Origin of the sequence: Prauserella cavernicola (assembly GCF_016595675.1) — a bacterium.
GTDB classification, from domain to species: domain Bacteria; phylum Actinomycetota; class Actinomycetes; order Mycobacteriales; family Pseudonocardiaceae; genus Prauserella_A; species Prauserella_A cavernicola.
In genome coordinates, this window is sequence record NZ_JAENJH010000016.1 from 35,196 (window position 1) to 61,977 (window position 26,782).

At 69.5% G+C, this 26,782-nt stretch carries 23 protein-coding genes; 16 read left to right on the top strand and 7 right to left on the bottom strand.

Annotated features, from left to right (window positions below; all coding sequences use genetic code 11):
* The first annotated feature begins 19 nt into the window (after positions 1-19).
* The 5 genes from JHE00_RS33700 (at position 20) to JHE00_RS33720 (ending at position 6,216) form a co-directional block, all read left to right on the top strand.
* Positions 20-691: an HD domain-containing protein gene (locus JHE00_RS33700; protein WP_200326135.1), complete on the top strand. Its 672-nt coding sequence runs from the start codon at positions 20-22 to the stop codon at positions 689-691.
* 95 nt (positions 692-786) lie between these two features.
* A complete protein-coding gene (locus tag JHE00_RS33705) occupies positions 787-1,143 on the top strand; it encodes a hypothetical protein (protein ID WP_372440529.1) in 357 nt (118 codons plus the stop codon).
* A 56-nt stretch (positions 1,144-1,199) separates the two neighbouring features.
* Entirely contained in the window at positions 1,200-3,737 is a 2,538-nt protein-coding gene (locus tag JHE00_RS33710) for a bifunctional FO biosynthesis protein CofGH (protein ID WP_200326136.1), read from the top strand.
* A 148-nt stretch (positions 3,738-3,885) separates the two neighbouring features.
* The gene (yhjD, locus tag JHE00_RS33715; RefSeq protein ID WP_200326137.1) at positions 3,886-4,899 is read left to right on the top strand and encodes an inner membrane protein YhjD; all 1,014 of its coding nucleotides are present in this window, start codon (positions 3,886-3,888) and stop codon (positions 4,897-4,899) included.
* A gap of 54 nt (positions 4,900-4,953) precedes the next feature.
* The gene (locus JHE00_RS33720) at positions 4,954-6,216 is read left to right on the top strand and encodes an MFS transporter (RefSeq protein ID WP_200326138.1); all 1,263 of its coding nucleotides are present in this window, start codon (positions 4,954-4,956) and stop codon (positions 6,214-6,216) included.
* Between the two features lie 35 nt (positions 6,217-6,251).
* Here JHE00_RS33720 and JHE00_RS33725 read toward each other — a convergent pair whose 3' ends face one another.
* Positions 6,252-7,487, bottom strand: a complete 1,236-nt coding sequence (locus JHE00_RS33725; RefSeq protein ID WP_200326139.1) for a D-alanyl-D-alanine carboxypeptidase — start codon at positions 7,485-7,487, stop codon at positions 6,252-6,254.
* 42 nt (positions 7,488-7,529) lie between these two features.
* Here JHE00_RS33725 and JHE00_RS33730 point away from each other — a divergent pair, with 42 nt between their 5' ends.
* Both JHE00_RS33730 and JHE00_RS33735 read left to right on the top strand, forming a co-directional pair.
* A complete protein-coding gene (locus tag JHE00_RS33730; protein WP_200326140.1) occupies positions 7,530-7,802 on the top strand; it encodes an SCO4848 family membrane protein in 273 nt (90 codons plus the stop codon).
* Complete coding sequence (locus JHE00_RS33735; RefSeq protein ID WP_200326141.1) at positions 7,799-8,272, top strand: hypothetical protein; 474 nt, start codon at positions 7,799-7,801, stop codon at positions 8,270-8,272. Before JHE00_RS33730 ends, JHE00_RS33735 begins: the two co-directional genes overlap by 4 nt.
* Before the next feature lie 85 nt (positions 8,273-8,357).
* On the opposite strand, the gene JHE00_RS33740 is transcribed toward JHE00_RS33735, so the two are convergent.
* From JHE00_RS33740 to sdhC, 4 genes are read right to left on the bottom strand one after another with little or no spacing between them, the layout of a single operon-like run.
* Positions 8,358-9,137 (bottom strand): succinate dehydrogenase iron-sulfur subunit, encoded by a 780-nt coding sequence (locus tag JHE00_RS33740; RefSeq protein ID WP_200326143.1) that lies wholly within the window; start codon positions 9,135-9,137, stop codon positions 8,358-8,360.
* 37 nt (positions 9,138-9,174) lie between these two features.
* On the bottom strand, positions 9,175-10,962 hold the full coding sequence (sdhA, locus tag JHE00_RS33745) for a succinate dehydrogenase flavoprotein subunit (RefSeq protein WP_200326145.1): 1,788 nt from the start codon (positions 10,960-10,962) through the stop codon (positions 9,175-9,177).
* 25 nt (positions 10,963-10,987) lie between these two features.
* Entirely contained in the window at positions 10,988-11,404 is a 417-nt protein-coding gene (locus JHE00_RS33750; protein ID WP_200326147.1) for a succinate dehydrogenase hydrophobic membrane anchor subunit, read from the bottom strand.
* The gene (gene sdhC / locus JHE00_RS33755) at positions 11,404-11,850 is read right to left on the bottom strand and encodes a succinate dehydrogenase, cytochrome b556 subunit (RefSeq protein WP_200326148.1); all 447 of its coding nucleotides are present in this window, start codon (positions 11,848-11,850) and stop codon (positions 11,404-11,406) included. Before sdhC ends, JHE00_RS33750 begins: the two co-directional genes overlap by 1 nt.
* A 401-nt stretch (positions 11,851-12,251) precedes the next feature.
* Between sdhC and JHE00_RS33760 the strand changes: the two genes are divergently transcribed.
* The 6 genes from JHE00_RS33760 to JHE00_RS33785 all read left to right on the top strand — a co-directional run bounded on the left by JHE00_RS33760 (position 12,252) and on the right by JHE00_RS33785 (position 19,065).
* Positions 12,252-13,301: a BMP family lipoprotein gene (locus JHE00_RS33760; RefSeq protein WP_200326150.1), complete on the top strand. Its 1,050-nt coding sequence runs from the start codon at positions 12,252-12,254 to the stop codon at positions 13,299-13,301.
* A gap of 85 nt (positions 13,302-13,386) precedes the next feature.
* Entirely contained in the window at positions 13,387-14,925 is a 1,539-nt protein-coding gene (locus JHE00_RS33765) for an ABC transporter ATP-binding protein (RefSeq protein ID WP_200326188.1), read from the top strand.
* Between the two features lie 66 nt (positions 14,926-14,991).
* Positions 14,992-16,110: an ABC transporter permease gene (locus tag JHE00_RS33770; RefSeq protein WP_200326152.1), complete on the top strand. Its 1,119-nt coding sequence runs from the start codon at positions 14,992-14,994 to the stop codon at positions 16,108-16,110.
* Positions 16,107-17,363 carry an ABC transporter permease gene (locus tag JHE00_RS33775; RefSeq protein ID WP_200326154.1) on the top strand — a complete coding sequence of 419 codons (1,257 nt, stop codon included), beginning with the start codon at positions 16,107-16,109 and terminating at the stop codon, positions 17,361-17,363. The genes JHE00_RS33770 and JHE00_RS33775 overlap by 4 nt, the downstream gene beginning before the upstream one ends.
* The gene (locus JHE00_RS33780; protein WP_200326156.1) at positions 17,360-17,758 is read left to right on the top strand and encodes a cytidine deaminase; all 399 of its coding nucleotides are present in this window, start codon (positions 17,360-17,362) and stop codon (positions 17,756-17,758) included. Before JHE00_RS33775 ends, JHE00_RS33780 begins: the two co-directional genes overlap by 4 nt.
* Positions 17,759-17,763: 5 nt before the next feature.
* Positions 17,764-19,065, top strand: coding sequence for a thymidine phosphorylase (locus JHE00_RS33785; protein WP_200326159.1), 1,302 nt, complete (start codon positions 17,764-17,766; stop codon positions 19,063-19,065).
* A gap of 85 nt (positions 19,066-19,150) precedes the next feature.
* On the opposite strand, the gene JHE00_RS33790 is transcribed toward JHE00_RS33785, so the two are convergent.
* The gene (locus JHE00_RS33790) at positions 19,151-20,203 is read right to left on the bottom strand and encodes a PA containing protein (protein WP_200326161.1); all 1,053 of its coding nucleotides are present in this window, start codon (positions 20,201-20,203) and stop codon (positions 19,151-19,153) included.
* Positions 20,204-20,439: 236 nt separating this feature from the next.
* Here JHE00_RS33790 and JHE00_RS33795 point away from each other — a divergent pair, with 236 nt between their 5' ends.
* Together JHE00_RS33795 and JHE00_RS33800 are read left to right on the top strand one after the other, a co-directional pair.
* The gene (locus JHE00_RS33795) at positions 20,440-21,531 is read left to right on the top strand and encodes an adenosine deaminase (protein ID WP_200326190.1); all 1,092 of its coding nucleotides are present in this window, start codon (positions 20,440-20,442) and stop codon (positions 21,529-21,531) included.
* 94 nt (positions 21,532-21,625) lie between these two features.
* Positions 21,626-22,819 carry an MFS transporter gene (locus tag JHE00_RS33800; protein WP_200326163.1) on the top strand — a complete coding sequence of 398 codons (1,194 nt, stop codon included), beginning with the start codon at positions 21,626-21,628 and terminating at the stop codon, positions 22,817-22,819.
* A gap of 8 nt (positions 22,820-22,827) precedes the next feature.
* Here the strand turns inward: JHE00_RS33800 and JHE00_RS33805 are convergent, their stop codons facing one another.
* Positions 22,828-24,099 (bottom strand): SatS C-terminal domain-containing protein, encoded by a 1,272-nt coding sequence (locus JHE00_RS33805; protein WP_200326165.1) that lies wholly within the window; start codon positions 24,097-24,099, stop codon positions 22,828-22,830.
* A 154-nt stretch (positions 24,100-24,253) separates the two neighbouring features.
* Between JHE00_RS33805 and JHE00_RS33810 the strand changes: the two genes are divergently transcribed.
* The gene (locus JHE00_RS33810; RefSeq protein WP_200326167.1) at positions 24,254-26,764 is read left to right on the top strand and encodes a DEAD/DEAH box helicase; all 2,511 of its coding nucleotides are present in this window, start codon (positions 24,254-24,256) and stop codon (positions 26,762-26,764) included.
* Positions 26,765-26,782: the final 18 nt, after the last annotated feature.

Consider the following 26,782-nt stretch of genomic DNA (forward strand, 5'->3'; position numbering starts at 1 on the left):
ACCTGACAGCCTCGGGGCCGTGACGACAGCCGAGAACACGCCCCTGATCGACGTCAGTCCGTTGCCGGAGGGGTTGCCCGCCCGGTTGGTCGAGCAGCTGACCTTCCTCGCCGAGGTCGACAAGCTCAAGACCGTGCTGCGGCAGTCGCCGCTGGCCGCCGCGGCGCGCCGCGAGAACGACGCCGAGCACTCGTGGCACCTGGCGCTGATGGTGACGCTGCTCGCCGAGTACGCCGACGAGCCCGTCGACGTGGGGCACACCGTGGAGCTGGTCGTCGTCCACGACCTGGTCGAGATCTACGCGGGCGACACCCCGCTCTACGACGACGAGGGCCGGACCAGCCAGGAGGAGCGCGAGCGCGCCGCCGCCGACGCCCTGTTCGGGCTGCTGCCCGCCGACCAGGGCGAGCTGCTGCGCGCGTGGTGGGACGAGTTCGAGGCCCGTGTGACGCCCGAGGCCCGCTTCGCCAAGGCCATGGACCGCCTGCAGCCGCTGTTGCTGAACTGGATGGCTCAGGGTGGCACCTGGCGGACGCCCGGAGTCACCGCCGACACGGTGCGCGCACGCAAGTCCTGCATCGGTGAGGCGTCCTCCGCGCTGGGCTCGCTCGCCCGGACCCTCGTTGACGAGGGGGAACGCCGGGGGTGGGTCGAGCGGGGTCACGACAACACCGACCCCGTCGTTGGTTAGTCCCTGTGGGTCGCTAGTGTCTGCCGACGTTGCACGAAGATCGCCGAGGTCAACACTCTCGGTAACTTTCTTCCACGCAGCGCTCACTCGTCCAGGTGAGCGAACGCAGGAACCGCAGTCTCGACCCGGGAGGCACTCCGGTGCGCAACCCAGACAGTGAGCCGGTCCATCCGGCAGCGCGCGTGCTCGGCTACGCCGCTGTCCTCACCGGTGTTCCGGCAAGCCTGCTCGTCGCGGGAGCGGGCAGTGCGGCCGCCGCGCAGGCCGAGCCGAACGCGATGACGTTCGGGTTGCTCGGCCCCGTCGGCCTGATCGCGGTGGTGCTCGGCGTGCTGGGCATGACCGCGGGTGTGCTCCGCCAGCGGCGCAGGACCCGCGCCGAGTCGATCCTCGCCGTCGAGCCCGCGCCGATCCCGGCCGAGGCGGTTGTTTATTCCCGCGTGGGCGAGTAATCACTCACAGCTCCGGCACTTAACGGTCCGGTCTTCGCGCGCCTACTCTCGGGTTCATGCCTGAACCCGTGTCGATCGCGCCCCCCGAGCCGTCGCCGTCACCCTCCGCCCTGCGCCGCGCGCTCAAACGCGCCGCGGACGGCGTCGCACTCGACGTCACCGAGTCCGCGGTACTGCTGCACGCCAGGGGCGCCGACCTCGAACAGCTCTTCGCCGCGGCGGCGAAGGTCCGCGACGCGCACCTGGCCGACCAGGGCCGATCCGGTGTGCTGACCTACAGCGGCAGCGTGTTCATCCCGCTGACGCGGCTGTGCCGCGACCGCTGCCACTACTGCACGTTCGTGACGGTGCCGGGCAAGCTGCACTCCCTGTACCTGGAACGCGACGAGGTGCTGGAGATCGCCAGGGCCGGCGCTGAGGCCGGCTGCAAGGAAGCGCTGTTCACACTCGGGGACCGGCCCGAGGACCGCTGGCCGCAGGCGCGGCAGTGGCTCGAGGAGCGCGGCTACGAATCCACTGTGGACTACGTGCGCGCGTGCGCGATCGCGGTGCTGGAGGAGACCGGCCTGCTGCCGCACCTCAACCCCGGCGTGCTCAGCTGGGAGGAGCTGCAGCGGCTCAAGCCCGTCGCGGCCAGCATGGGCATGATGCTCGAGACCACCGCCGAGCGGCTGTGGTCGGAGAAGGGCGGGCCGCACTACGGCAGCCCCGACAAGGAGCCCGCGGTGCGCCTGCGGGTGCTCGACGACGCGGGCCGCGTGGGCGTGCCGTTCACCACCGGCATCCTCGTGGGCATCGGCGAGACGCTCACCGAGCGCGCCGAGTCGCTGCACGCGATCCGGCAGCGCGCGCGGCAGTACCGCAACATCCAGGAGATCATCGTCCAGAACTTCCGCGCCAAGCCGGACACGGCGATGCGCGAGGCCCCGGACGCCGATCTCGAGGACCTCGCCGCGACCGTCGCCGTGGCCCGGCTGCTGATGCCGCCCGGCGTGAGTGTGCAGGCGCCGCCGAACCTCGTCGGCGACGAGCACGGGATGCTGCTGCGCGCGGGCATAGACGACTGGGGCGGCGTCTCGCCGGTGACCCCCGACCACGTCAACCCGGAGCGGCCGTGGCCCGCGATCGACTCGCTGGCCGAGTGGACCGCGCAGGCCGGGTTCACCCTCCGCGAGCGGCTGGCGGTCTACCCGAAGTACGTGCGCGGCGGCGAGAAGTGGCTCGACGTGCGCCTGCACACCCACGTCGACGCGCTCGCGACTCCGGACGGGCTCGCCGACGACGACGCGGTGATCGAGGGACACCGGTGGCAGGAGCCCGACGGCGGCCTCGCCACGGTGGGCAGGGCCGACCTGCACGCCGCGATCGACACCGAGGGCCGCACGAGCGACCGGCGCGGCGACTTCGACAGCGTCTACGGCGACTGGGACATCCTGCGCGACCAGGTGCCGAGCTCGGGCTCCGCGCCGGAGCGGCTCGATGCCGACGTGCGCGAGGGCCTGCGCCTGGCCGCCGACTACCCGGGTGCGCTGCTGGAACAGTCGCACAGCGCGGCCGCGATGGCACTGCTCACCGCCGACGGTGAGGCGCTGGAGACGATGGCCCGCCTCGCCGACGAGCTCAGGGCCGACGTGGTCGGCGACGACATCACCTACGTCGTCAACCGCAACATCAACTTCTCCAACGTCTGTTACGTGGGGTGCCGGTTCTGCGCGTTCGCACAGCGCGAGCGGGACGCCGACGCCTACCGCCTCTCCACCGACGACGTCGCCGCCCGCGCGGTGGAGGCATGGGAGGCGGGCGCCACCGAGGTCTGTATGCAGGGCGGCATCGACCCGAAGCTGCCGGTGAGTTACTACGCCGACGTCGTGCGTGCCATCAAGGCCGCTGTGCCCGACATGCACGTCCACGCGTTCTCGCCGATGGAGATCGTGTCGGCGGCGTCCAAGGCGGGCGTGAGCGTGGAGGAGTGGCTCACGGAGTTGCGCGAGGCCGGGCTCGGCTCGATCCCGGGCACCGCCGCGGAGATCCTCGACGACGACGTGCGCTGGGTGCTCACCAAGGGCAAGCTGCCGGCACAGACGTGGATCGACGTGGTGAGCACGGCGCACAGGCTCGGCATCCAGTCGTCGAGCACGATGATGTACGGCCACGTCGACCATCCAGGGCACTGGCTCGGCCACCTGCGGGTGCTCGCGGGGATCGCCGACGACACCGGCGGGTTCACCGAGTTCGTCGGTCTGCCGTTCGTGCACCACAACGCGCCGATCTACCTCGCCGGCGTCGCGCGGCCCGGTCCTACCGTGCGCGACAACCGCGCGGTGCACGCGTTTGCACGGCTCGCGCTGCACGGCCGCATCGACAACGTGCAGTGCTCGTGGGTCAAGCTCGGCGACGAGGGCACCGCGCAGATCCTGCGGGGCGGGGCCAACGACATCGGCGGCACGCTGATGGAGGAGACCATCTCGCGCATGGCCGGTTCGGAGCACGGTTCGTCGCGTACGACGGCCGAGCTCGACCAGCTCGCGGTGCTGGCGGGGCGGCCCTCCCGGCAGCGCTCCACCACCTACGGCAGGAACCTGTTGCTGGTCTGACGGGCGAGGCGTGGCGCACCGGTGTCGCCGATGGCGAGCGGCCACGACGACAGCCGGTGTGCCACGGCCGCGCCTCGCCGGTGTCGACCGGGCACCGCTCGTGAGCGCTCGCGTTGCGAGCGTGGTTTGCCCTGGTTAGCGTCATCGCGTGACGGAAGAGAAGGCAGAGAAGGAAAAGCTGCTGCCGCGGCTGCGCCGGAAGTACCCGTGGTTCGACCACGTGCTCAGAGCCAACGACGCCTTCACCGAGCGCTACGGCGACCACTACGCCGCCGCCATCACCTATTTCTCCGTGCTGTCGCTGTTCCCGCTGCTGATGGTCGGCTTCTCGGTCGCGGGTTTCATCCTGGCCGGCAACGAAAGTGCGCTGCAGGAGATCCGCGACGGCATCATCAACTCGGCGCCGGAGGGCCTGGGCAGCTTCCTGGCCACCATCGTCGATGCCGCGCTCGATTCACGCGCCGGGATCGGGGTGTTCGGTCTGCTGCTGGCGCTGTACTCCGGGCTCGGCTGGATGACGAACCTGCGCGACGCGCTCACCGCGCAGTGGGGCCAGGACAAGAAGCAGCTGCCGTTCCTGTCCACCAAGCTCAAGGACCTGCTCGCGCTGGTCGGTCTCGGCGTCGCGCTGCTGGTGTCCTTCGGGCTCGCCGCCGTGGGCGGTGGTGTCGGCAGCTACCTGCTGGGACTGGTCGGCCTCGATGACGTCGGCTGGGCCCGGTTCCTGCTGAGGCTGGCGACGATCGTGCTGGGCCTCGCCGCGAACGTGCTCGTGTTCCTGTGGGTCATCTCCCAGCTGCCGAGGGAGAAGGTCACCGCGCGCAGCGCGGTCAAGGGAGCGCTGCTGGCCGGCATCGGGTTCGAGGTGCTCAAGCAGGTGGCGACGGTCTACCTGACCAGCGTCTCGAGCTCGCCGAGCGGCGCGCTGTTCGGTCCCATCATCGGTCTGCTGGTGTTCGCGAACCTGGTCTCGCGGTTCCTGCTGTTCGTGACGGCATGGACGGCGACGGCGCGAGAGAACGTGGTGCGCCGCGTCGAGCCGCCCGCCCCGGCGATCATCCGGCCGAACGTCACCGTGCAGCGGGGGCCGGGTGCGGGAGTGGCCGCCGGCGCGTTCGGCGCCGGGGCTCTGCTCGCCTGGCTCGGCAGCCGCCGTCGCTGAGAGCTCCTACTCGGGAAGCTCAATTAAGCTCGCCCTGTTAGTAAAGGGGTGAGTGTGAACGACACGGTGCCTGCGCCGGAACAGACGAAGCTGCCGCGAGAGATCTACGTGCTGGTGGGGGCGAGCTTCCTCATCGCCATCGGCTACGGCCTGATCGGGCCCGCATTGCCGAACTTCGCGGCGAGCTTCGACGTCGGCGTGACGGCGGCGTCGTTCGTGGTCAGCGCCTTCGCGCTGGTGCGGTTGGCGTTCGCGCCGGTCAGTGGACGGCTGGTGACGCGCTTCGGCGAGCGGCCGACCTACCTGTGGGGCCTGTCGATCGTCGCCGTCGGGACGATCCTGTGCGCGTTCGCGACCGAGTACTGGCAGCTGCTGCTGTTCCGCTCGGCGAGCGGGGTCGGCTCCACGATGTTCACGGTCTCGGCGATCGGCCTGCTCATCCGCATCTCGCCGGTGCACCTGCGGGGCCGCGCGTCCGGGCTGTGGGGCACGAGCTTCCTGCTCGGCGGCATCGCGGGCCCGGTGCTCGGCAGCGCGCTCGTGGCGGTGTCGCTGCGCGCGCCGTTCCTGTTCTACGGCTTCGCGCTGGTGCTCACCACGGTGCTCGTGTGGTGGCAGCTGCGGCACTCCGCGCTGGCCTCGCGCCAGGCCGACGACGGCGCGCCCGCGATGACGTTCCGCGAGGCGCTGCGCCACCCCACCTACCGTGCCGCGCTGGCGTCGAACCTCGCCAACGGCTGGGTGGTGCTGGGTGTGCGGATGTCGCTGATCCCGCTGTTCGTCACCGCGGTACTGGCCAAGGACGAGTCGTTCACCGGCATCGCACTGGCGGTGTTCGCGGCGGCCAACGCCGCCGTGCTGCTGCTGGCGGGCCGCTTCGCCGACCGCAGGGGCCGCAAACAGCCCGCGCTGGTGGGGCTCACGTTGCTCGTCGTGGGCATGGTCCTGCTGGGGCTGACCGACGACCCGTGGCTGTTCCTGGCCGCGTCGTTCGTGGCGGGCGTCGGCTCCGGTGCGCTGAACCCGTCGCAGAACGCCGCCGTCGCCGACGTGCTCGGTGCCAAGGCGCGGGGCGGTTCGGTGCTGGCCGGGTTCCAGATGGCCGCCGACGTCGGCGCCGTGCTGGGCCCGCTCGCGGCGGGTGCCATCGCCGAACAGTGGTCCTACACCGCCGCGTTCGTCATCACCGGTGGTGTGGCCGCCGTGGCGCTGGCGCTGTGGGCGTTCGCGAAGGAGACCCTGCCAAGCCGTCAGGAACCCGAGCACACCGCACAGGATGCCGCCACGGACAACTGCTCGGAGACCCGCGCGGGCTGAGCCGCTGGAGCGGCCCAGTGCGTGTCCGGCGCTTCCTACGCGTCGGGCCGCTGCAGCAGGCCCTTGCGGTGGCCGACGAACAGGCCGACACCGACGATGACGATCACGATGAGCGTCACGATCCAGCCCGTGGTGCCGAACGGGTCCGAGGCGCTCGTGGACGCCGCGGAGACGTCGTCGCCGTTGGACTCGCTCGCCGTGGCCGAGGCGACGTCGGCCGACGACGGGATGGTCACCTGGCCCACCGGGCCCGCGCCCGACGCGGCGAGCGCGAAGCCGTAGTCCAGCAGCGCCTCGGCCTGCTCGGCCATGCGCACGGGACGCTGTTCGGAACGCAGGATGATCACCGACAGCCGCGTGCCGTCGCGTTCGGCCGCGCCGGCGTAGGTGTGCCGTGAGTCGTCGGTGAAGCCCGTCTTGCCGCCGAGGAAGCCCTCGTAGCTGCCCCACAGCTGGTTGTCGTTGTAGATGGGGAACGCGGGCTGACCGGTGCCGCCGGGGAAGTCCATGTGCTGCGTGCCGACGGCGTCGGTGTACTCGGGCTGGCGCATCGCGTAACCGAAGATCACGCTCATGTCGTAGGCCGAGGTCATCATCCCCGGTCCGTCCAAACCGGACGGTGTGGCCGCGCGTGTGTCGGTGGCCCCCAGCCGCTTGGCCAGGTCGTTCATCTTCCCGACCGCCGTGGGCACTCCGCCGAGCGCGGTGCCCAGCGCGTGTGCCACGTCGTTGCCCGAGCGCATCAGCAACGCGTGCAGCAGGTCCTCGACGGTGTAGCGCGAACCGGCCACGATGCCGACGCACGTGCACTCCTGGTTGGCGTCCTCGACGGTGGGCACCACGACCTGCTCGGGGGAGAGCTCGTCGATCACCACGAGCGCCAGCAGCGTCTTGATCAGCGACGCGGGCCGCTGCCTGCCGTGCGGGTCCTTCGCGGCCAGCACCTGGCCGCTGTCGAGGTCCTGCACCAGCCAGGCCGCCGCCGGGTCGGGCTGCGGCGGGGCCGGGGCCGTCGGCGGCACGACGACGCCGCACTCGGCCATGCGCTCGCCGCCCGCGGGCTGGTCGGGCACCGGGAGGGGCTCCGGGGACGCCTGTCCCGGCGGTGGCTCCTCCGAGGTGTCGACCGGGGGCGGCGGCAGCAGCTCGTTCGGGCACGAGGCCGGGGGCTGCTCGCGCACGGTCTGCGCGACCGCGGGCAACCCGACCGAGACCAGGAGCCCGGACAGGAGAGTGACGATCAGAACCCGGACGGGAACAGCGCTGCGCACCCGAGAAGGCTAGCTCGGGGGCCGAGATAGATACTGGGCGGTATGCGAATGTCTCGCCGCACGTCACTCTTTCTGCTGGCTTTCGGCGTGTGGTCCTGGGTCATCTGGATCACCTTCGTCAGGAACCTGTGGAACGGGGACAACGCCTGGGCAGCCGACGGCTCGCCCACCACCTTTTTCTGGGTGCACCTGCTGCTCGCCGTGGTGTCGTTCGTGCTCGGCACCGTCATCGGGGTGATCGGCTGGCGCGGCCTGCGCGCCCTGCGTGCGGACCGGAACCGCCCCGCCGACCAGGAGGACGTCAGCAAGCCGTGACCGAGCCACAGCCCCCGTTTCAGCCGTCGGCGCAGCCACAACAGCCACAACAGCCGCAGCAGCCGTTCCAGCCGCAGTACCAGCCACAGGCGCCCGCTCCGAAGTCCCGGCGCGGACCGGTGCTGCTCGGGCTGGTCGCGGGCCTCGTCGTCGGCGGGGGCGGCGTGGGACTGGGCTGGCTGTTCAGCTCCTCCAGCGGCGACGAAGGTGCACAGGCCGACGCCGCGGCCGCGTGCGACATCCTCGACCGCACACCCGAGGTCGACCTGGACGCCGATCTGTCCGGGTTCTTCCGGCTCTCGGCCGCCTCCGCCCTCGCGGCCGCCGCGGCCGAGGTGGACGGCGCCTACGAGCCGGTGAACGGGGCGCTGCGCGAGGTGGGCCAGTACGTCCAGCGCCGCATGGACACCGAGAGCGACGACTTCGTCGCGGCACTGGACGCCGCCCGAGCCGCCTGCTCGGAGCTCTAACCCCTGATGCGGTGAAGGGCACCTTCCGTGCGTTCAACGCACGGAAGGTGCCCTTCACCGCATGTGGCGCAGGCTCGGCGCGGACTCAGATGCGCTTGAACAGCAGCGCGCGCTTGACCTCTTGGATCGCCTTGGTCACCTGGATGCCGCGGGGGCACGCGTCGGTGCAGTTGAACGTCGTGCGGCAGCGCCACACACCCTCGGCGTCGTTGAGGATGTCCAGCCGCTCCTCGGCCCCCTCGTCGCGGGAGTCGAAGATGAACCGGTGCGCGTTGACGATCGCGGCCGGGCCGAAGTACGACCCGTCCGCCCAGTACACCGGGCACGACGAGGTGCAGCAGGCGCACAGGATGCACTTGGTGGTGTCGTCGAAGCGCTCGCGGTCGGCGGCCGACTGGGTCCGCTCGCGCGTCGGCTCGTTGCCGTACGCGATGAGGTACGGCTTCACCGCGCGGTAGGCCTCGAAGAAGGGCTCCATGTCGACGTAGAGGTCCTTCATCGTCGGCAGGCCCTTGATCGGCGCCACCGTGATGGTGGTCTGCTTGCCCTTCTTGGCCAGCAGGTCCTTCACCAGCACCTTGCACGCGAGCCGGTTGATGCCGTTGATCTGCATCGCGTCCGAACCGCAGATGCCGTGCGCGCACGAACGACGGAACGACAGGGTGCCGTCCACATAGTTCTTGATGTTCATCAGCAGGTTCAGCACCCGGTCCGTCGGCAGCGCCGGGACGTCGTAGGACTCCCAGTGCGGCTCGTCGTCGAGCTCCGGGTTGAAGCGCTGGATCTTCACCGTGATGGTGAGCGAGCCCTCCGGCGCCGGGATCTGGGAGGTGTCGTGGACGGGATTCTCAGCTACGGCTGTCATTTCACTTCCTCAGCGGGAACGAGTACGTCGGAAGGCATCAGTACTTGCGCTCCATCGGCTCGTACCGGGTGAAGGTCACCGGCTTGTAGTCCAGCCGGATGTCCGAGATGAACCCGCTCAGGCCCAGCGGGGCGTCCGGGTCGACCTCGTCCGGCAGGATCTTGTACGACATCGAGTGCCGCATGAAGTTGACGTCGTCCCGGTTCGGGTAGTCCTCGCGGGCGTGACCGCCGCGGGACTCCTTGCGGGCCAGCGCCGCGTTGACGAGCAGCTCGGCCAGGTCGAGCAGGAACCCGAGCTCGATCGCCTCGAGCAGGTCGGTGTTGTACCGCTTTCCCTTGTCCTGCACGGCGATCCGGCCGTAGCGCTCCTTGAGCGCCTGCACGTCGGTCAGCGCCTGCTTCAGCGTGTCCTCGGTGCGGTAGACCGCCGCGTTGGAGTCCATCGTCTGCTGCAGCTCGGTGCGGATGTCGGCGACCCGCTCGCCGCCGTGGGCGGTGCGCAGGTGCTCGACCATGCCCTCGACCAGTGTCGCCGGGTTCTCCGGCAGCTCCACGTGCTCGCGGCCGTGCGCGTACTCCGCGGCCGCGATGCCCGCCCTGCGGCCGAACACGTTGATGTCCAGCAGCGAGTTGGTGCCGAGGCGGTTGGCGCCGTGCACCGACACGCACGCGACCTCACCCGCGGCGTAGAGGCCGGGGATGACGTGGTCGTTGTCGCGCAGTGCCTCGCCGTGCACGTTGGTCGGGATACCGCCCATCGCGTAGTGCGCGGTGGGGTACACCGGCACCGGCTCCTCCACCGGGTCCACGCCGAGGTAGGTGCGCGCGAACTCGGTGATGTCGGGCAGCTTGGTCTCCAGCACCTCGGCGCCGAGGTGGGTGCAGTCCAGGTAGACGTAGTCCTTGTTCGGACCGGCGCCCCTGCCCTCGAGCACCTCGAGCACCATCGACCTGGCGACGATGTCGCGCGGCGCGAGGTCCTTGATGGTGGGGGCGTAGCGCTCCATGAAGCGCTCGCCCGACTCGTTGCGCAGGATCGCGCCCTCACCCCGGGCGCCCTCGGTGAGGAGGATGCCCAGCCCGGCCAGGCCGGTCGGGTGGAACTGGTAGAACTCCATGTCCTCCAGCGGCAGGCCCTTGCGCGCGTAGATGCCCATGCCGTCGCCGGTCAGGGTGTGCGCGTTGGACGTGGTCTTGAAGACCTTGCCGAAGCCACCCGTGGCGAACACGATCGACTTGGCCTTGAAGACGTGGATCTCACCGGTCGCGAGCTCGTAGGCGACGGCGCCGGAGGCCACCGGGCCGTCCGGGGTCTCGGTCATGACGATGTCGAGAACGTAGAACTCGTTGTAGAACTCGATGCCGTGCTTGACGCAGTTCTGGTACAGCGTCTGCAGGATCATGTGACCGGTGCGGTCGGCGGCGTAGCAGGAGCGGCGCACCGCGGCCTTGCCGTGGTCACGCGTGTGGCCGCCGAAGCGGCGCTGGTCGATCCTGCCCTCGGGGGTCCGGTTGAACGGCAGCCCCATCTTCTCGAGGTCGAGCACCGCGTCGATGGCCTCCTTGGCCATGATCTCCGCGGCATCCTGGTCGGTGAGGTAGTCGCCACCCTTGACGGTGTCGAAGGTGTGCCACTCCCAGTTGTCCTCTTCGACGTTCGCCAGAGCGGCGCACATGCCACCCTGCGCGGCGCCGGTGTGCGAGCGCGTGGGGTAGAGCTTGGTGAGCACCGCCGTGCGCGCACGCTGACCGGACTCGATCGCGGCGCGCATACCGGCGCCGCCGGCACCGATGATCACCACGTCGTACTTGTGAACCTGCATGATGTCCGAACTCCGTGTGGTGGTGTCAGCTGGCCGAGATGTTGGGATCGAAGGTGAAGATCACCAGCGTTCCGAGCACGAGAATGACGGCCATCGACACGTAGAGCAGCATCTTCAGCCAGAAGCGCGTCGAGTCCTTGCGGGCGTAGTCGTCGATGATCGTGCGCAGTCCGTTGCCGCCGTGCAGCTCGGCGAGCCACAGCATCGACAGGTCCCAGAACTGCCAGAACGGCGAGGCCCAGCGACCGGCGACGAACGCGAAGTTCAGCCGGTGCACACCACCGTCGAGGATGTTCATGATGAAGAGGTGGCCGAGCACCAGCACCACCAGCGCGAGGCCGGAGATGCGCATGAACAGCCAGCTGTAGAGCTCGAAGTTGCTCCGCCGGGCGGCGGGCCTGCGCGGGGCGCGCGGCTTGTCGAGCGCGAGCGCGTCAGCCATCAGTGTCCGCCTCCGAACATTTCGCTGAGCGTGCGCTCGAGCATGAAGTAGGTGCCGGGAATCATCACGACCACCCAGATACCGACGATGCCCCACAGCATGGGTCGCTGGAGCCTCGGGCCCTTCGACCAGAAGTCGACGAGGATGATTCGGATCCCGTTGAGCGCGTGATAGAGCACGGCGCCGACGAGGGCTACCTCGAGCAGGTTGACGAACGGCGTCTTGTAGGTCTCGATGACCTCGTCGTACGCGTTCGGCGACACCCGCACGAGCGCGGTGTCGAGAACGTGGACGAACAAGAAGAAGAAGGTGAGCACGCCGGTGATGCGGTGCAGCACCCAGGACCACATGCCCGGGTCGCCGCGGTAGAACGTTCCGCTCCGGCGTGAGGCGCCAGCCCGATCACTCGCTCCCGCCTCGGCGGCGGTGCTCGCAGTGGTGGACATCGGTGTACGGCCTCCAACGTCACTGATGGACTTAGCCCGGCGGGACCGCGACTTTGCCGTGGTCAGGGTCGTCGAGCGTGGATACGAGGGGATGCTAGACCCGCGCGTACGAGCCGGCTCAACGTCGGGTTGTTGTCTGTGACGGACCAGACACTGAGCACGACAACGGACGTGTCCCAGGTCTCCTCACGGGGAGTTCACCGCGTCGGGTGATCACGACCGTCGTCACCGACAGTGTGTGAATGACTGCGCACGCGGTCCACCAGTAAACATTTGGGTTACGCGGGGTGGCATCCGTATGCCCTCAATCTCACAGAGCGGTACGGTTCGCCAGTCGACCCGGCAGTAGCGCCGGGCCGTTCTCAGTTCGTCCGCGACAACCGCGGGGAGGGAGACACACCGTGCGTCGAAAGCGTGGTGGAGCGCTGGCGGCAATCGCCATGGCCGGCGTGCTGGCTTTGGCCGGCTGTGGAGCGTCCGACGACGGCGGCGACTCCGGCGGAGCATCGGGCGAGCTCAAGATCGGGCTCGCCTATGACATCGGTGGGCGTGGCGACCAGTCGTTCAACGACTCCGCGGCTCGTGGTCTGGACAAGGCCAAAGACGAGTTCTCGATCGAGGCCACCGAGCTCGAGGCCAGCCAGGGCGAGACCGACGCCCAGAAGGAGGACCGGCTCCGGCAGCTCGCCGAGGGCGGGTACAACCCGATCATCGCCGTCGGGTTCGCCTACGCGGGTCCGCTCGGCAAGGTCGCCACGGACTTCCCCGAGGTGAAGTTCGCGATCGTCGACGACTTCACGCCGGGCACCGACGACGGCCCCAACATCGCCAACCTCACCTTCGCCGAGGAGCAGGGCTCGTTCCTCGTGGGTGTCGCCGCGGCGCTCAAGAGCAAGACCGACAGCGTCGGCTTCGTCGGTGGTGTGAACACCCCGCTGATCCAGAAGTTCGAGGCCGGCTACACCGCGGGCGTCAAGGCCGTGACCCCGGACGCCACGGTGCAGGTCAAGTACCTGACCCAGCCGCCGGACTACAGCGGGTTCAACGACCCCGCCAAGGGTGAGACCGCCGCCAACGGCATGCTCGACGCCGACGCCGACGTGATCTACGCGGCCGCCGGTGGCTCGGGCAGTGGTGTCTTCCGTGCCGCGAAGGAGAAGGGCGCCATGGGCATCGGCGTCGACTCCGACCAGTACAACCTCCCGTCGCTGAACGACGTGAAGGACGTGATCATCACCTCGATGGTCAAGAGCGTGGACCTGGCCGTGTACGACTTCATCAAGTCGGTCGACGGCGACTCCTTCAAGGCCGGCAACACGGTCTACGACCTCTCTGACGGTGGCGTGCAGTACGCCACGAGCGGCGGCAAGATCGAGGACATCAAGCCGCAGCTCGAGGAGTACAAGCAGAAGATCATCTCGGGCGAGATCGAGGTTCCTTCGACCACGTAAGCGGAACGCGCGCGTGAGCCGGCGGGCCTGGGGCGACCCCTCGGGCCCGTCGGCTCGCGTGTAGCACCGGCAAGGAGCGTGCACCATCAGCACCAGCGAACCTGCGCTCGCCGTCGAGCTCAGCGGCATCACCAAACGCTTCCCCGGAGTCGTGGCGAACTCCGACGTGAACGTGGCCGTCCGGACCGGAACAGTCCACGCGCTCGTCGGCGAGAACGGCGCGGGCAAGTCGACCCTGATGAAGATCCTCTACGGGATGCAGCGCCCCGACGAGGGCACGATCTCGATCGACGGCTCGCCGACGGACCTCACCACCCCGGCGGACGCCATCGCGGTCGGCATCGGCATGGTGCACCAGCACTTCATGCTCGCCGACAACCTCACCGTCCTCGAGAACGTGGTGCTCGGCGACGAGCCCCGCTCGGGTGGCGGCATCGACTTCAAGGCCGCGCGCACCAAGATCAAGGACATCTCCGCCCGCTACGGGCTCGGCGTGGAGCCCGACCGGCTCGTCGACGAGCTCGGGGTCGGGGAACGCCAGCGCGTCGAGATCCTCAAGGTGCTCTTCCGCGGCGCCCGCATCCTCATCCTCGACGAGCCCACGGCCGTGCTCGTGCCGCAGGAGGTCGACGAGCTGTTCGGCAACCTGCGCGAGCTCAAGTCCGAGGGCCTGACGATCCTGTTCATCTCGCACAAGCTCGACGAGGTGCTCTCGGTCGCCGACGACATCACGGTGATGCGCCGGGGCACCACGGTCGCCAGCGTCAGCCCCGGCGAGGTCACCGCGCGCCAGCTCGCCGAGCTGATGGTGGGCAGTGCGCTGCCCGTGCCGGAGCTGCGCGAGTCCACGGTCACCGAGACGCCGGTGCTCGAGGTCGAGGGCCTCACCGTCACCTCGCCCGACGGCAGGGCGGTGCTCGACGCCATGTCGTTCACCATCCACGCGGGCGAGGTGCTGGGCATCGCGGGTGTCGAGGGCAACGGGCAGGCCGAGCTGGTGGAAGCCCTGATGGGTATCCGCCCGTTGCAGTCGGGCCGGATCATGTTGCAGGACAAGGACATCACCAAGCTCTCGACCCGCAAGCGCCGCGACGCGGGCGTCGGCTACGTGCCCGAGGACCGGCACCGCCAGGGCGTGCTGCTCGAGGCGACGCTGTGGGAGAACCGCATCCTCGGCCACCAGACCAGGGCGCCGAGCGCGCGCGGTCTGCTGCTCAACCGCGCGGGCGCGCGGGCCGACACCGAGCGGATCGTCGAGGAGTACGACGTCCGCACGCCCAGCATCGACGTGGCAGCCGCGTCGCTGTCCGGCGGCAACCAGCAGAAGCTGATCGTCGGCAGGGAGATGAGCGGTGACCCGGTGCTGCTGATCGCCTCGCACCCGACGCGCGGCGTCGACGTCGGCGCGCAGGCCGCGATCTGGGAGCAGATCCGCAAGGCCCGCGCCGAGCACCTCGCCGTGCTGCTGATCTCCGCCGACCTCGACGAACTCATCGGCATGTCCGACAGCCTCGCGGTGATCCTGCGGGGCAAGCTCGTCGCTTCCTACGACCCGACGGCCGTCACGCCGGAGGAACTCGGCTCCGCCATGACCGGTGCGGGGGACGGAGGACCGCATGACTGACCATCGCGCAGCCCTGATCATGCGGGCCGACCGGGCGCGGGTGTCCCGCGAGACAGGGGAGAACTGATGGGAAGGATCTCGCTGCGTTCGGTCGGGCTCGGCCTCGCGGCTCCCGTCGGCGCGCTCGTGTTCGCGCTGCTCGTGTGCGGCGTCATCCTGTCGATCACGGGTCACCCGCCGTTCTCGGTGGCCGAGGACATGATCGGCTCGCTCGAGCGGCCGCGCACGATCGCCAACTCGCTCAACAGTGCCACGACGTACTACCTGTCGGCGGTCGCGGTGGCCATCGGCTTCAAGATGCGGCTGTTCAACATCGGGGTCGACGGGCAGTACCGGCTCGCCGCGATGCTCGCGGCCGCGCTCGCCGGTGCCTCCTTCATGGAGTCGCTGCCGTCGGTGGTGCGCATCCTGCTGACGATCCTCGCCGCGATGCTGGTCGGCGCGGTCTGGTCGGGCATCGCCGGGTTCCTCAAGGTCACGCGCGGCGTGAGCGAGGTCATCTCGACGATCATGCTCAACGCGATCGCGACGGCACTGGTGGCGTTCCTGCTCAACCCCGACCGCCTCGCGGTGACGGTGGCAGGAAGCAACAACATCGGCACGGCGCCGATCACCGAGGGCGGCCAGGTGCCCGGCATCCCCTATTCGGGTTCGTCGTCGGACGTCTACGGACTGGTCGCGCTGGCCGCGGTGGTCGGGGTGGCCTACTGGTTCATGCTCAACCGCACCCGGTTCGGCTTCGACCTCAAGGCGACCGGTGAGTCCGAGTCGGCCGCCGTCGCGAGTGGCGTGAACGTCAAGAAGATGGTGCTGGCGAGCATGCTGCTCTCCGGGGCCGTCGCCGGGCTCGTCGGCCTGCCGCAGCTGCTGGGCGACTCGCACTCGTACGCATTGGACTTCCCCGCGGGCCTCGGCTTCACGGGCATCGCGATCGCGCTGCTCGGCCGCAACCACCCCATCGGCATGGCGTTCGCCGCGTTCCTGTGGGGCGCGCTGGACCAGACCTCGAACGTGCTGGACCTCTCCGGCGTGCCGAAGGAGATCGTCGTGATCATGCAGGGCGTGATCGTGCTGTCCGTCGTGATCGCCTACGAGCTGGTGCGCCGCTACAAGCTCCGGCTCGAGCAGCGCGACGTCGGTCGTGCGCTGGGTACCACCAAGACGCCGGAGGAGGTGCAGGGATGACCGCCAGTGGACTCGCCGTCGGCGTGCAGGACACCGTCGCACCGTCGCGCAGGCGCAGGTCGCCGATGATCTACTTCGCACTGGCCGTCGCCGCGCTCGTCGTGGTGTCGCTGGTGCGCGTGCTCACGGGCGCGGGCAACCTGACCTCCAGCGGAACGGTGGCGGCCGCGCTCACGGCCGCGGTGCCGATCGCGCTGGCCGGTCTGGCCGGGCTCTGGTCCGAACGCGCCGGTGTGATCAACATCGGGCTCGAGGGCATGATGGTGCTCGGCACCTTCGGGGCCGGTCTGTTCGGCTACCAGTACGGCCCCTGGGTGGGCATCGTCGCCGGTGTGGCGCTCGGCGCGGTCGGTGGTCTGATCCACGCCGTCGCCACCGTGACCTTCGGCGTCGACCACATCATCTCCGGTGTGGCGATCACGCTCGCGGCACCGGGACTGACGCTGTTCCTCGCGAAGCTGTACTTCACCGACGCCCCCGGCGGAGGCCAGAAGCAGTCGCCGCCGATCGAGGACGTGCCCCACGTGAGCATTCCGGGGCTGTCGACGCTGCTCGGCGACATCGAGCAGCTGCAGTGGTTCTTCGTGTCGGATCTCGCGGGCCTGCTGCGCGGGCTCACCACGGACGTGTCGCTGCTGACCGTGGTCGCGCTGGTGCTGTTCGTGGCCACCGCGTACGCGCTGTGGCGCACGGCCTTCGGCCTGCGGTTGCGCTCGTGCGGCGAGGCGCCGTTCGCCGCCGAGTCGCTGGGCGTGAACGTCTACAAGTACAAGTACGCCGCCATCACGATGTCGGGTGCGCTGGCCGGGCTGGGCGGGGCGATCCTCGCGGTGGCCTCCAGCCAGTTCCGCGACGGTCAGACCGGTGGCCGCGGCTACATCGGCCTCGCGTCGATGATCTTCGGCAACTGGCGGCCCGGCGGCGTCGCCGCGGGTGCCGGCCTGTTCGGCTACACCGACGCCATGCAGCTGCGTGGCGAGGGCGCCGTGCACGCGCTGCTCCTGCTGCTCGGCATCGCGCTGCTCGTGCTCGCCGTGGTGCAGCTGAGGGGCAAGCGCTACGCGGTGGCGAGCGTGGCGACCGTCATCGGTGTGCTGTTCATCGTGTGGTTCGCGCTCTCCGACCAGGTGCCGCCCGAGCTCGTCAGCGCCGCGCCGTACGTGGTGACGCTGCTGGTGCTCTCGCTCGCGGCACAACGATTGCGCGTACCCAAATGGATCGGCCGTACCTATCGCAGGGGCGAGGGCGGATGAGCGCGGCCGCGCCCGACTGGCAGGCGCTGAGGCAGGAGGCGGTGCGTGCGGCTCAGCTGGCGTACGCGCCGTACTCCGGCCTGCAGGTGGGCGTCGCCGGTCTCGTCGACGACGGCAGGCTGGTGACGGGCTGCAACGTCGAGAACGCGTCGTACGGCCTCGGGCTCTGCGCCGAGTGCACGATGGCGGGGCAGCTGCGCCTGTCCGGAGGCGGCAGGCTCGTGGCCGTCGCGTGCCGCAGTGGTGCCGGTGACCTGCTGATGCCGTGCGGCCGGTGCAGGCAGATCCTGTTCGAACTCGGTGGCGCGAGCTGTCTGGTCGACACACCGAGCGGTGTTCTGCCGATGTCACAGGTGTTGCCCGACGCTTTCGGGCCCGCCGACCTTCCGGGGTGAGTGCCATGGAACCGTTCGCCGCTGTCGACGTCATCCGCGCCAAGCGGGATGGGCAACGGCTCTCCTCCGAGCAGATCGACTGGGTCGTCGACGCCTACACGCGCGGCATCGTGGCCGAGGAGCAGATGGCCGCGCTCGCCATGGCCGTGTTCCTCAACGGCATGGACTCCGCCGAGACGGCCCGCTGGACCGGAGCGATGATCGACTCCGGCGAGCGGCTGTCGCTGCACGTGGCGAGGCCGACGGTCGACAAGCACTCCACGGGCGGGGTCGGCGACAAGATCACGCTGCCGCTGGCCCCGCTCGTGGCCGCGTGCGGCGCCGCGGTTCCGCAGCTGTCCGGCAGGGGCCTCGGGCACACCGGCGGGACGCTCGACAAGCTCGAGTCCATCCCGGGCTGGCGGGCCGAGCTGTCGGCCGAGGAGATCGGCAGGCAGCTCGCCGAGATCGGCGCCGTGGTGTGCGCGGCGACGCCGACGCTGGCTCCCGCCGACCGCAAGCTCTACGCGCTGCGCGACGTCACCTCCACCGTGGAGTCGGTGCCGCTCATCGCCAGCTCGATCATGAGCAAGAAGATCGCCGAGGGTTCCGGCGCGCTGGTGCTTGACGTCAAGGTCGGCTCGGGCGCGTTCATGAAGACCGAAAAGCAGGCGCGGGTGCTGGCCAGGTCGCTGGTCGACATCGGCGCCGCGCACGGGGTGGCCACCACGGCACTGCTGACCGACATGAGCACCCCGCTTGGGTCGGCGGTCGGCAACGCGGTCGAGGTCGCCGAGGCCGTCGAGGTGCTCAAGGGCGGCGGGCCCCCCGACGTCGTGGAGCTGACGCTGGCGCTGGCGAGGGAGATGCTCACCCTCGCCGGGCTGTCCCACCTGGACGCCGAGGAGGCGCTGGCGTCGGGAGAGGCTTACGAGACGTGGTGCCGGATGATCCGCGCGCAGGGCGGCGATCCCGACGCGGAGCTGCCCAAACCCGCTCACGTGCACGTGGTGGAGGCCTCGGAGACCGGTGTCCTCACGCGGCTCGACGCCTACGCGGTCGGCCTGGCCGCGTGGCGGCTGGGAGCCGGCAGGGCTCGCAAGGAGGACCCGGTCCAGCTCGCCGCCGGCATCCGGTGCCTCGCCAAACCCGGTGAGCGCGTCGAGCGGGGGCGGCCGCTGCTGGAACTGCACACCGACACCCCCGACGCCGTCGCGGGAGCTCTCGCGGCGTTGCAGGGCGCCTACGACATCGGCGAGCACAACCCCGGACACGACGATGCCCCCGCCGTGGGCGAGGGCACAGTCCTTGACGTGATCCGCGGCTAACACACCCCGGATGCGGTGAAGGGCACCTTTACTGCGTTGAACGCAGTAAAGGTGCCCTTCACCGCATCGTCAGCTGCGCGGGGACTCAGTCCTCGGCGTCGGCTTCCGAACCGTTGGTCTTGGCCTTCGACTCGGGGCCCTTCTGCGCGCGGCCGTTGCGGCGCCGCGGCTGCCGGGGAGCGGGCGGAGCGACGGCCACGGTCTGCGGGGCGGGCCCGCCGCCGAGCATCAGCTCCGCGAAGGTCGCCATGGCCTCGTCGAGCTGACCGCCGATGCGACGCTCGGACTCCTCGTTGCTCTTGCGCACCACGGAGCTGAAGTAGTCGTTGTCCGGCTGCTTCGAGAGCGTGCCCTCCACCTTGGCGAGCCCGGACTTCACCGAGCCGTCGAGGTCGCCGATCCGGGCCGTGAAGCCCTCCTCGACCTTGTCGAGCCTGGCGGTCACGTCGTCGAGCTTGCCGGTGACCTGCTCGAGGCGCTGGCCCAGGTTGTCGAGGCGCTCCGAGGAGTCCACCATCTCGGCGGTCTCGGTCAGGGCCGTGCGCAGCGTCTCGGTGCTGTTGCCGATCCGCTCCTTGGTGTCGGAGTCGAGCCGCTCGACGCGCTCCTTGACACCGGACTCCAGCGTGTCGATGCGCTCGCGCACCGGGCCGCCGACCGTGCTGGGCATCGCGTCCAGCTTGTCGTCCTGCTTGTCCAGGTGGCTGCCGAGCTCGTCGAGCCTGCGGTGGATGTTCTCGAGCTTGTCCTCGAGACCGTCCATGCGGCCCGCCACGCCCTCGAACCGGGCCGCGACGCCGTCGAGCCTTCCGTCGAGCTGGGCGAAGGGCTTCGCCAGCTTGTCGACGATGGACTCCACCGCCCTCGCGACGTCGGCGATGGCGTTGTCCTGCGCTTCGAGCCGGGTCATGGCCTCGTCGAGGCGCTCGGCCAGCACGCTGACCTCGGTGCGGTCGGGCAGCTCGGACAGCCGCTTGCGCACAGCTCCGAGCGAGTCGACCGGAGCGAGCCGGGCGTAGATGTCATCGAGCGCGTCGAAGATCTGCTGCTGCTCGCTCTCCCGGACTTCGGCCGCGCGCACCAACATGTTGCGCATCCGGTCGAACGACGGAGCTGCGAGGTGGTTGTCAGTCGTCACTGCGGTTGTCCTTCATCGGCGGGGAAAAGGAGATGGGACGTGGGCGGAAGCTTATCTACCGCGCAATTGCTCTGCGTATCGCCCCCGTGAATTCGGCATCGACGTGCAACTCCGATGGCCGAATAACGAATTGGTCAACCGGGCTGAGTGTTAGGTCGAAGGTGAGACTCGACGGCCACCCAGGTGACCGGTCGCGTTGCCCCGGTGGTCAGGGTGCGCGCGGGTACCGTCGACGCATGTCGACGAGAACCGCCCTTACCGCGCAGGACCTGCGCAGGGCTCCGAAGGTGCTGCTCCATGACCACCTGGATGGCGGGTTGCGCCCGCGCACGGTCGTTGAGCTGGCCGAATCCACCGGTTACGAGGGGCTGCCCACCACCGACGTCGCCGAGCTCGGCCGGTGGTTCCGGGCCGCGGCGAACTCCGGATCGCTGGAGTCGTACCTGGAGACGTTCGCGCACACGTGCGGCGTGATGCAGACCGAGGACGCGCTGATCCGCGTCGCCGCGGAGTGCGTGGAGGACCTCGCCGACGACGGCGTCGTCTACGCGGAGGTCCGGTACGCGCCGGAGCTCTTCGTCGAGCGCGGTCTCTCACTCGACCAGGTGATTAAGGCTGTTCAGGCCGGTTTCACGGAGGGTGAGCGCCGCGCGGAGGAGAAGGGCACGCCGATCCGCACCGGCACACTGCTCTGCGCGATGCGCCAGCACGCGCGGGCGGCGCAAATCGCCGAACTCGCGGTGCGCTATCGCGATGCCGGTGTCGTGGGATTCGATATCGCGGGACCCGAGGCCGGTTTTCCTCCCACCCGCAATCTCGACGCTTTCGAATACATGCGCGTGAACAATGCGCATTTCACCATTCATGCCGGCGAGGCATTCGGGCTCGCGTCGATCTGGGAGGCCATTCAGCACTGCGGCGCGGAGCGGCTCGGCCACGGTGTGCGCATCGTCGACGACATCAAGACCTCCGCCGACGGCGAGGTTCAACTGGGCAGGCTCGCGGCGTATGTCCGGGATCGTCGCATCCCGTTGGAGATCTGCCCTTCGTCCAATGTGCAGACCGGTGCCGCGGACTCGATCGCCGAACATCCCATCGGACTGCTCGCGAAGCTGCGCTTTCGCATCACGGTCAACACCGACAACCGGCTGATGAGCGGTTGCTCGATGTCCTCGGAGTTCGCCGCGCTGTCGGAGGCCTTCGGCTTCGGCTGGGCCGACGTCCAGTGGTTCACGATCAACGCCATGAAATCCGCGTTCATCGATTTCGATCAACGGCTGGACCTGATCAATAAGGTCATCAAACCGGGCTACGCCGCTCTGCTCTGACGTCCTCCCGGCCGGCAACGCATAACCTTGCGTTGCTTAGCCATGCGAAGTAAAGTCCACTATATAAGAGTCAATTCTCATATGGTGGGACGGAATGACGGACGTTGGGCAGCACGCCATCGGTCGCAGGCGCTGGCTGATCCTCGGGCTCGGGCACGCCGCGCAGACGGCGAGCTGCTCGTTCCTCTACGGCATCCCGTTCCTCGTCCCCGCGATGAGCGAGGCCGAAAACCTCTCATTGAGTGAAGCCGGGGCCGTGGTGGCTGCACCGAGTATCGGGCTGCTGCTGACGCTCATCGCGTGGGGCGCGGCGGCCGACCGCTACGGCGAGCGCCTGATCATGGCCCTCGGTCTCGGTTCCTCGGGTGTGCTGCTGCTCGTCGCTGGCCTCGGCACACACTCGCTCGCGGCGTTGTTCGCGCTGCTCGTCGTGGCCGGCGCCTGCACGGCGTCGGTCAACGCCGCGAGCGGACGCGTCGTGATGGGCTGGTTCGGCGCGCACGAGCGCGGCATGGCGATGGGCATCAGACAGACCGCGCAACCGCTCGGCGTCGGCGTCGCCGCGCTCGCCCTGCCCCCGCTGGCCGAACACGGCGGGTTCCGGGTGGCGATCGTGTTCCCCGCGGTGTTCTCGCTCGTCGTCGCACTGCTCGTCGCGTGGCTCGTCACCGACCCGCCCCGGCCCGCGAAGGACCCGAGCGGCCCCGCACCGGTGTCGCCCTACCGCTCACCCGCGCTGTGGCGACTGCACGGGGCCAGCACGCTACTCGTCATCCCGCAGTTCACCGTCTCGACGTTCGCGCCCATCTACCTCGTCGCGATGCACGGCTGGAGCCCGCTGTCCGCGGGCTGGTTCCTCGCCGTGGTGCAGGGGCTCGGCGCGCTCGGCAGGCTCGCCACGGGGTACTGGTCCGACCGCGTCCGCAGCAGGATGCGCCCCATGCGGGTGCTCGCGGTGGCCAGCGCGGCGGTGATGCTGCTCGTCGCACTGGGCGACGTCAGCTGGCCGTGGCTCGTCGTGCTGGCACTCGTGCTCGCGGGCGTCATCACGGTCAGCGACAACGGCCTCGGGTTCACGGCCTCGGCCGAACTCGCGGGCATCTCGTGGGCGGGCAGGGCGATGGGCGCGCAGAACACCGCGCAGAACATCGCGGCCGTGCTCACGCCGCCGCTGCTCGGCTTGGTGATCGGCGAGTCGCACTACGCGTCCGCGTTCGCACTCGTCGCCCTGTTCCCGGTGGCCGCGATCTGGCTCACTCCGGTCCGTGCCGAACCGGAGCACCGCTGAGCGGATCCTCAGTTGAGGTTGATCCGGTCCTCGAAGGTCTCGACCACTGCCCGCCACGCCTTCTGCTCGGCGTCGAACGGCGGGCTCGGGGCCAGGCGCGTCGGGTCGGGCCGCAGTACGAACGACACCAGCCAGCCCAGGCTCTCCGAACTCGACAGTGCCGAGGCGACGCTGTCGTCACCCGCCCAGTCGGCAGCATCGGTGACCAGTTCCACGGCCAGTTCGAGCTGCGTCGGGTCGATCGCGTCGAGTCCCTCGGCGATGTCCTCGTCGAGCCCGGTGATCACGTAGGTGTTGTCGGGGTCGACCTCGATCTCGAGCTCGCCCGCCGTCGCCTTCGTCAGCACCTCGTCCCAAGTGGACACGTCGGCGAGGTCGGTGTCGGCGAACTCGCCGCCGTCGGCGAGCTTGCGCGCGAGCGCCTTCTCGGAGCCGAACACCTCGATGGTGCCGTCGGAGCCGAGGAAGATCGGTTCGTCGTCGAGGTAGCAGCGAAGGGTGAAGTACTCCTTCTCCGACAGCACGATCTTGATCGGGTCGATGCCGACCTCGGCCCAGAAGCCCACCGGCTCCTCGGCGTCGTCGTCCTCGTCGGTGGATTCGGAGTCGGAGTCGATCTCGTCCAGGTCGTCACCGTCGGACTCGGTGTCCACACCGGCCTCGGCCTCGGCCGACTCCTCGTGGAACGCGGCGAGCTCCTCGGCCGTCTGGTCGAGCGTCGTGGCGTCGACCTCGGGAACGGTCACCAGCTCGTCGATCTTGTCGAGAATGACGTCCCACTTCTCGGAGACGGTCTCGGACAGGTCGTTCCACAGGCGCGCGCCCTCACGACCGGTGAACGGCAGCTGACCCTGGTCGAGCAGCGAGAAGCCCTCGCAGCCGTCGAGGATCTCGTGCACCTCGTCGAGCTCGCACACGTCGGCGAGCGAGCGGACGATGCCGACGATCTCCGCCAGCTCGGCCAGCGTCCACGAGTCGGGCTGCTCCGCGACCATCTCCGGAACGCCGACCAGGTCGAAGGAGTGGTCGTCGTCGGGGATCAGCTCGGGCACGTTCAGTTCCGGCACGGCCTCCCACGCGGGGTGGTCGACGAGGTCGTGCTGCTCCGCGGTGCGCACGAACGCGGCGAGGTGCGCCGCGTCGGGGAACGCGTAGAGGTCGTCCTCGTCACCGAGGAATGCCTCCCACTCCTCGCCGTCCTCTCGCCATCGTGGCGCCCACAGGGTCACCAGATCGCCTTGTGGCAGCCCGAGCTCGATCGGGATAATGTCCTGTGCCATTCCGCCCTCCGGAAACACCCTGTGCTCGTGCCGACCCGATTAGTGCCGAACCGAACGCGACAGGCGAAAGCCTACGGGTTCCGACCTCGGGCCGCGATCACCCCCGGTACCCGTTCGCCGGGCCGGAGGGCCGCCAGGCACGATCGGGAGCACGATGACTGACTTCCTCACTGACCAGCTGCCCGCCGACGCGGACCCCGACGCGCTGTTCGACGCGTTCTCCACCTGGACCTCACAGCGTGGCCTCGAGCTGTATCCGGCACAAGAGGAAGCGCTGATCGAGGTCGTCTCGGGCGCCAACGTCATCCTCTCGACGCCGACCGGTTCGGGAAAAAGCCTGGTGGCGGTGGGTGCGCACTTCACGGCGCTCGCGCACGGCAAGCGGAGCTACTACACCGCGCCCATCAAGGCGCTGGTGTCGGAGAAGTTCTTCTCGCTCATCGACATCTTCGGCGCCGACAACGTCGGGATGATGACCGGCGACTCGAGTGTGAACCCCGATGCGCCGATCATCTGCTGCACGGCCGAAATTCTGGCGAACATCGCGTTGCGCGACGGCGCCGAGGCCGACGTCGGTCAGGTCGTCGCCGACGAGTTCCACTTCTACTCCGAGCCGGACCGGGGCTGGGCCTGGCAGGTGCCGCTGCTGGAGCTGCCGCACGCACAGTTCGTGCTCATGTCGGCCACGCTCGGCGACGTCACCTTCTTCGAGAAGGACCTCACGCGGCGGACGGGCAAGCCGACGTCCGTGGTCACCTCGGCGCAGCGTCCCGTTCCGCTGACGTTCCGTTACGCACTGACCCCGATGCACGAGACGGTGTCGGAGCTGCTGCACGGTGGTCAGGCTCCCGTCTACGTCGTGCACTTCTCCCAGGCCGCGGCCGTGGAGCGGGCGCAGGCGCTGATGAGCATCAACGTCACCACGCGCGCGGAGAAGGACGCCATCGCCGAGGCGATCGGCGCCTTCCGGTTCTCGGCGGGCTTCGGCAAGACGCTGTCCCGGCTGGTGCGCCACGGCATCGGCGTGCACCACGCCGGGATGCTGCCCAAGTACCGGCGGCTCGTCGAACAGCTCGCGCAGGCGGGGCTGCTCAAACTCATCTGCGGCACCGACACCCTCGGCGTCGGCATCAACGTCCCCATCCGCACGGTCGTGCTCTCGGCGCTGACGAAGTACGACGGCGTTCGGCAGCGCCACCTCAAGGCCAGGGAGTTCCACCAGATCTCGGGCCGCGCCGGCCGCGCGGGCTACGACACCGACGGCTACGTCGTGGTGCAGGCGCCCGACCACGTCATCGAGAACGCGAAGGCGCTCGACAAGGCGGGCGACGACCCGAAGAAGAAGCGCAAGATCGTGCGCAAGAAGGCTCCGGAGGGCTTCGTCAACTGGACGGAGAGCACCTTCGACCGGCTCGTCGCCGCCGAGCCGGAGCCGCTGACGTCGAGCTTCGCCGTCAGCCACTCGATGTTGCTCAACGTGATCTCGCGGCCGGGCAACGCCTTCGACCACATGCGCCACCTCCTCGAGGACAACCACGAGGAACGGCCCGCGCAGCGCAGGCACATCCTGCGGGCGATCGCCGTGTACCGCGCGCTGCTCGCCGCCGGCGTCGTCGAGCAGCTGTCCGAGCCGGACGAACAGGGCCGGACCGTGCGGCTCACCGTCGACCTGCAGTTCGACTTCGCGCTCAACCAGCCGCTGTCGCCGCTCGCGCTCGCCTCCGTGGAGCTGCTCGACCCGGAGTCGCCGACGTACTCACTCGACGTGGTGTCCATCGTGGAGTCCACGGTGGACAACCCGAGGCAGGTGCTCGCGCAGCAGCAGTTCAAGGCGCGCAACGAGGCCATCGCCGCGATGAAGGCCGAGGGCATCGAGTACGAGGAGCGCATGACGCTGCTCGAGGACGTCACCTACCCGAAGCCGCTCGAGGAGCTGCTGGCGGCCGCGTACTCGCGCTACCGGCAGGGGCATCCGTGGGTCGCCGACTACGAGCTCGCGCCGAAGGCCGTGGTGCGGGACATGTACGAGCGCGCGATGAACTTCGTGGAGTACATCGGGTTCTACGGGCTGGCCCGGTCCGAGGGCGTGCTGCTGCGCTACCTCGCCGACGCCTACGACGCGCTGCGCCGGACCGTGCCCGACGACGCCAAGACCGAGCCGCTGCAGGACCTCATCGAGTGGCTCGGCGAGCTGGTGCGGCAGGTCGACTCGAGCCTGCTGGACGAGTGGGAGGCGCTGCGGCATCCGGAGGAGGTCGGCGAGCGCCCGCACGGCGTGCCCGAGGGGCCACCTCCGGTGACGCGCAACGAGCGGGCGTTTCGCGTGCTGGTGCGCAACGAGCTGTTCCGCAGGGTGGAGCTCGCCGCCCGGCGGGACTACGAGACGCTCGGCTCGCTCGACGCGGCGTCCGGCTGGGACGCCGACGCGTGGGAGGAAGCGATCGAGGCGTACTTCGACGAGTACGCCGAGCTGGGCACCGGTCCGAACGCGCGCGGCCCGGCCCTGCTCATGATCGAGCAGGAACAGGACGTGTGGCGGGTGCGGCAGATCCTCGACGACCCGGAGGGCGACCGCGACTGGGGCATCAGCGCCGAGGTCGACCTGGCCGCCTCGGACGACGAGGGCGCGGCGGTGATCCGAATAAAGTCGGTCAACCAACTCTGACCGAACCCCCGCCGCGCC

What these genes read in the sequence shown, in the direction of transcription:
- JHE00_RS33710 (WP_200326136.1), top strand. Translation starts at nt 1,200, where the DNA reads ATGCCTGAACCCGTGTCGATCGCGCCCCCCGAGCCGTCGCCGTCACCC.
- JHE00_RS33730 (WP_200326140.1), top strand. Translation starts at nt 7,530, where the DNA reads ATGCGAATGTCTCGCCGCACGTCACTCTTTCTGCTGGCTTTCGGCGTG.
- JHE00_RS33740 (WP_200326143.1), bottom strand. Translation starts at nt 9,137, where the DNA reads ATGACAGCCGTAGCTGAGAATCCCGTCCACGACACCTCCCAGATCCCG.
- sdhA (WP_200326145.1), bottom strand. Translation starts at nt 10,962, where the DNA reads ATGCAGGTTCACAAGTACGACGTGGTGATCATCGGTGCCGGCGGCGCC.
- JHE00_RS33750 (WP_200326147.1), bottom strand. Translation starts at nt 11,404, where the DNA reads ATGGCTGACGCGCTCGCGCTCGACAAGCCGCGCGCCCCGCGCAGGCCC.
- sdhC (WP_200326148.1), bottom strand. Translation starts at nt 11,850, where the DNA reads ATGTCCACCACTGCGAGCACCGCCGCCGAGGCGGGAGCGAGTGATCGG.
- JHE00_RS33770 (WP_200326152.1), top strand. Translation starts at nt 14,992, where the DNA reads ATGGGAAGGATCTCGCTGCGTTCGGTCGGGCTCGGCCTCGCGGCTCCC.
- JHE00_RS33775 (WP_200326154.1), top strand. Translation starts at nt 16,107, where the DNA reads ATGACCGCCAGTGGACTCGCCGTCGGCGTGCAGGACACCGTCGCACCG.
- JHE00_RS33780 (WP_200326156.1), top strand. Translation starts at nt 17,360, where the DNA reads ATGAGCGCGGCCGCGCCCGACTGGCAGGCGCTGAGGCAGGAGGCGGTG.
- JHE00_RS33785 (WP_200326159.1), top strand. Translation starts at nt 17,764, where the DNA reads ATGGAACCGTTCGCCGCTGTCGACGTCATCCGCGCCAAGCGGGATGGG.
- JHE00_RS33795 (WP_200326190.1), top strand. Translation starts at nt 20,440, where the DNA reads ATGTCGACGAGAACCGCCCTTACCGCGCAGGACCTGCGCAGGGCTCCG.
- JHE00_RS33800 (WP_200326163.1), top strand. Translation starts at nt 21,626, where the DNA reads ATGACGGACGTTGGGCAGCACGCCATCGGTCGCAGGCGCTGGCTGATC.
- JHE00_RS33805 (WP_200326165.1), bottom strand. Translation starts at nt 24,099, where the DNA reads ATGGCACAGGACATTATCCCGATCGAGCTCGGGCTGCCACAAGGCGAT.
- JHE00_RS33810 (WP_200326167.1), top strand. Translation starts at nt 24,254, where the DNA reads ATGACTGACTTCCTCACTGACCAGCTGCCCGCCGACGCGGACCCCGAC.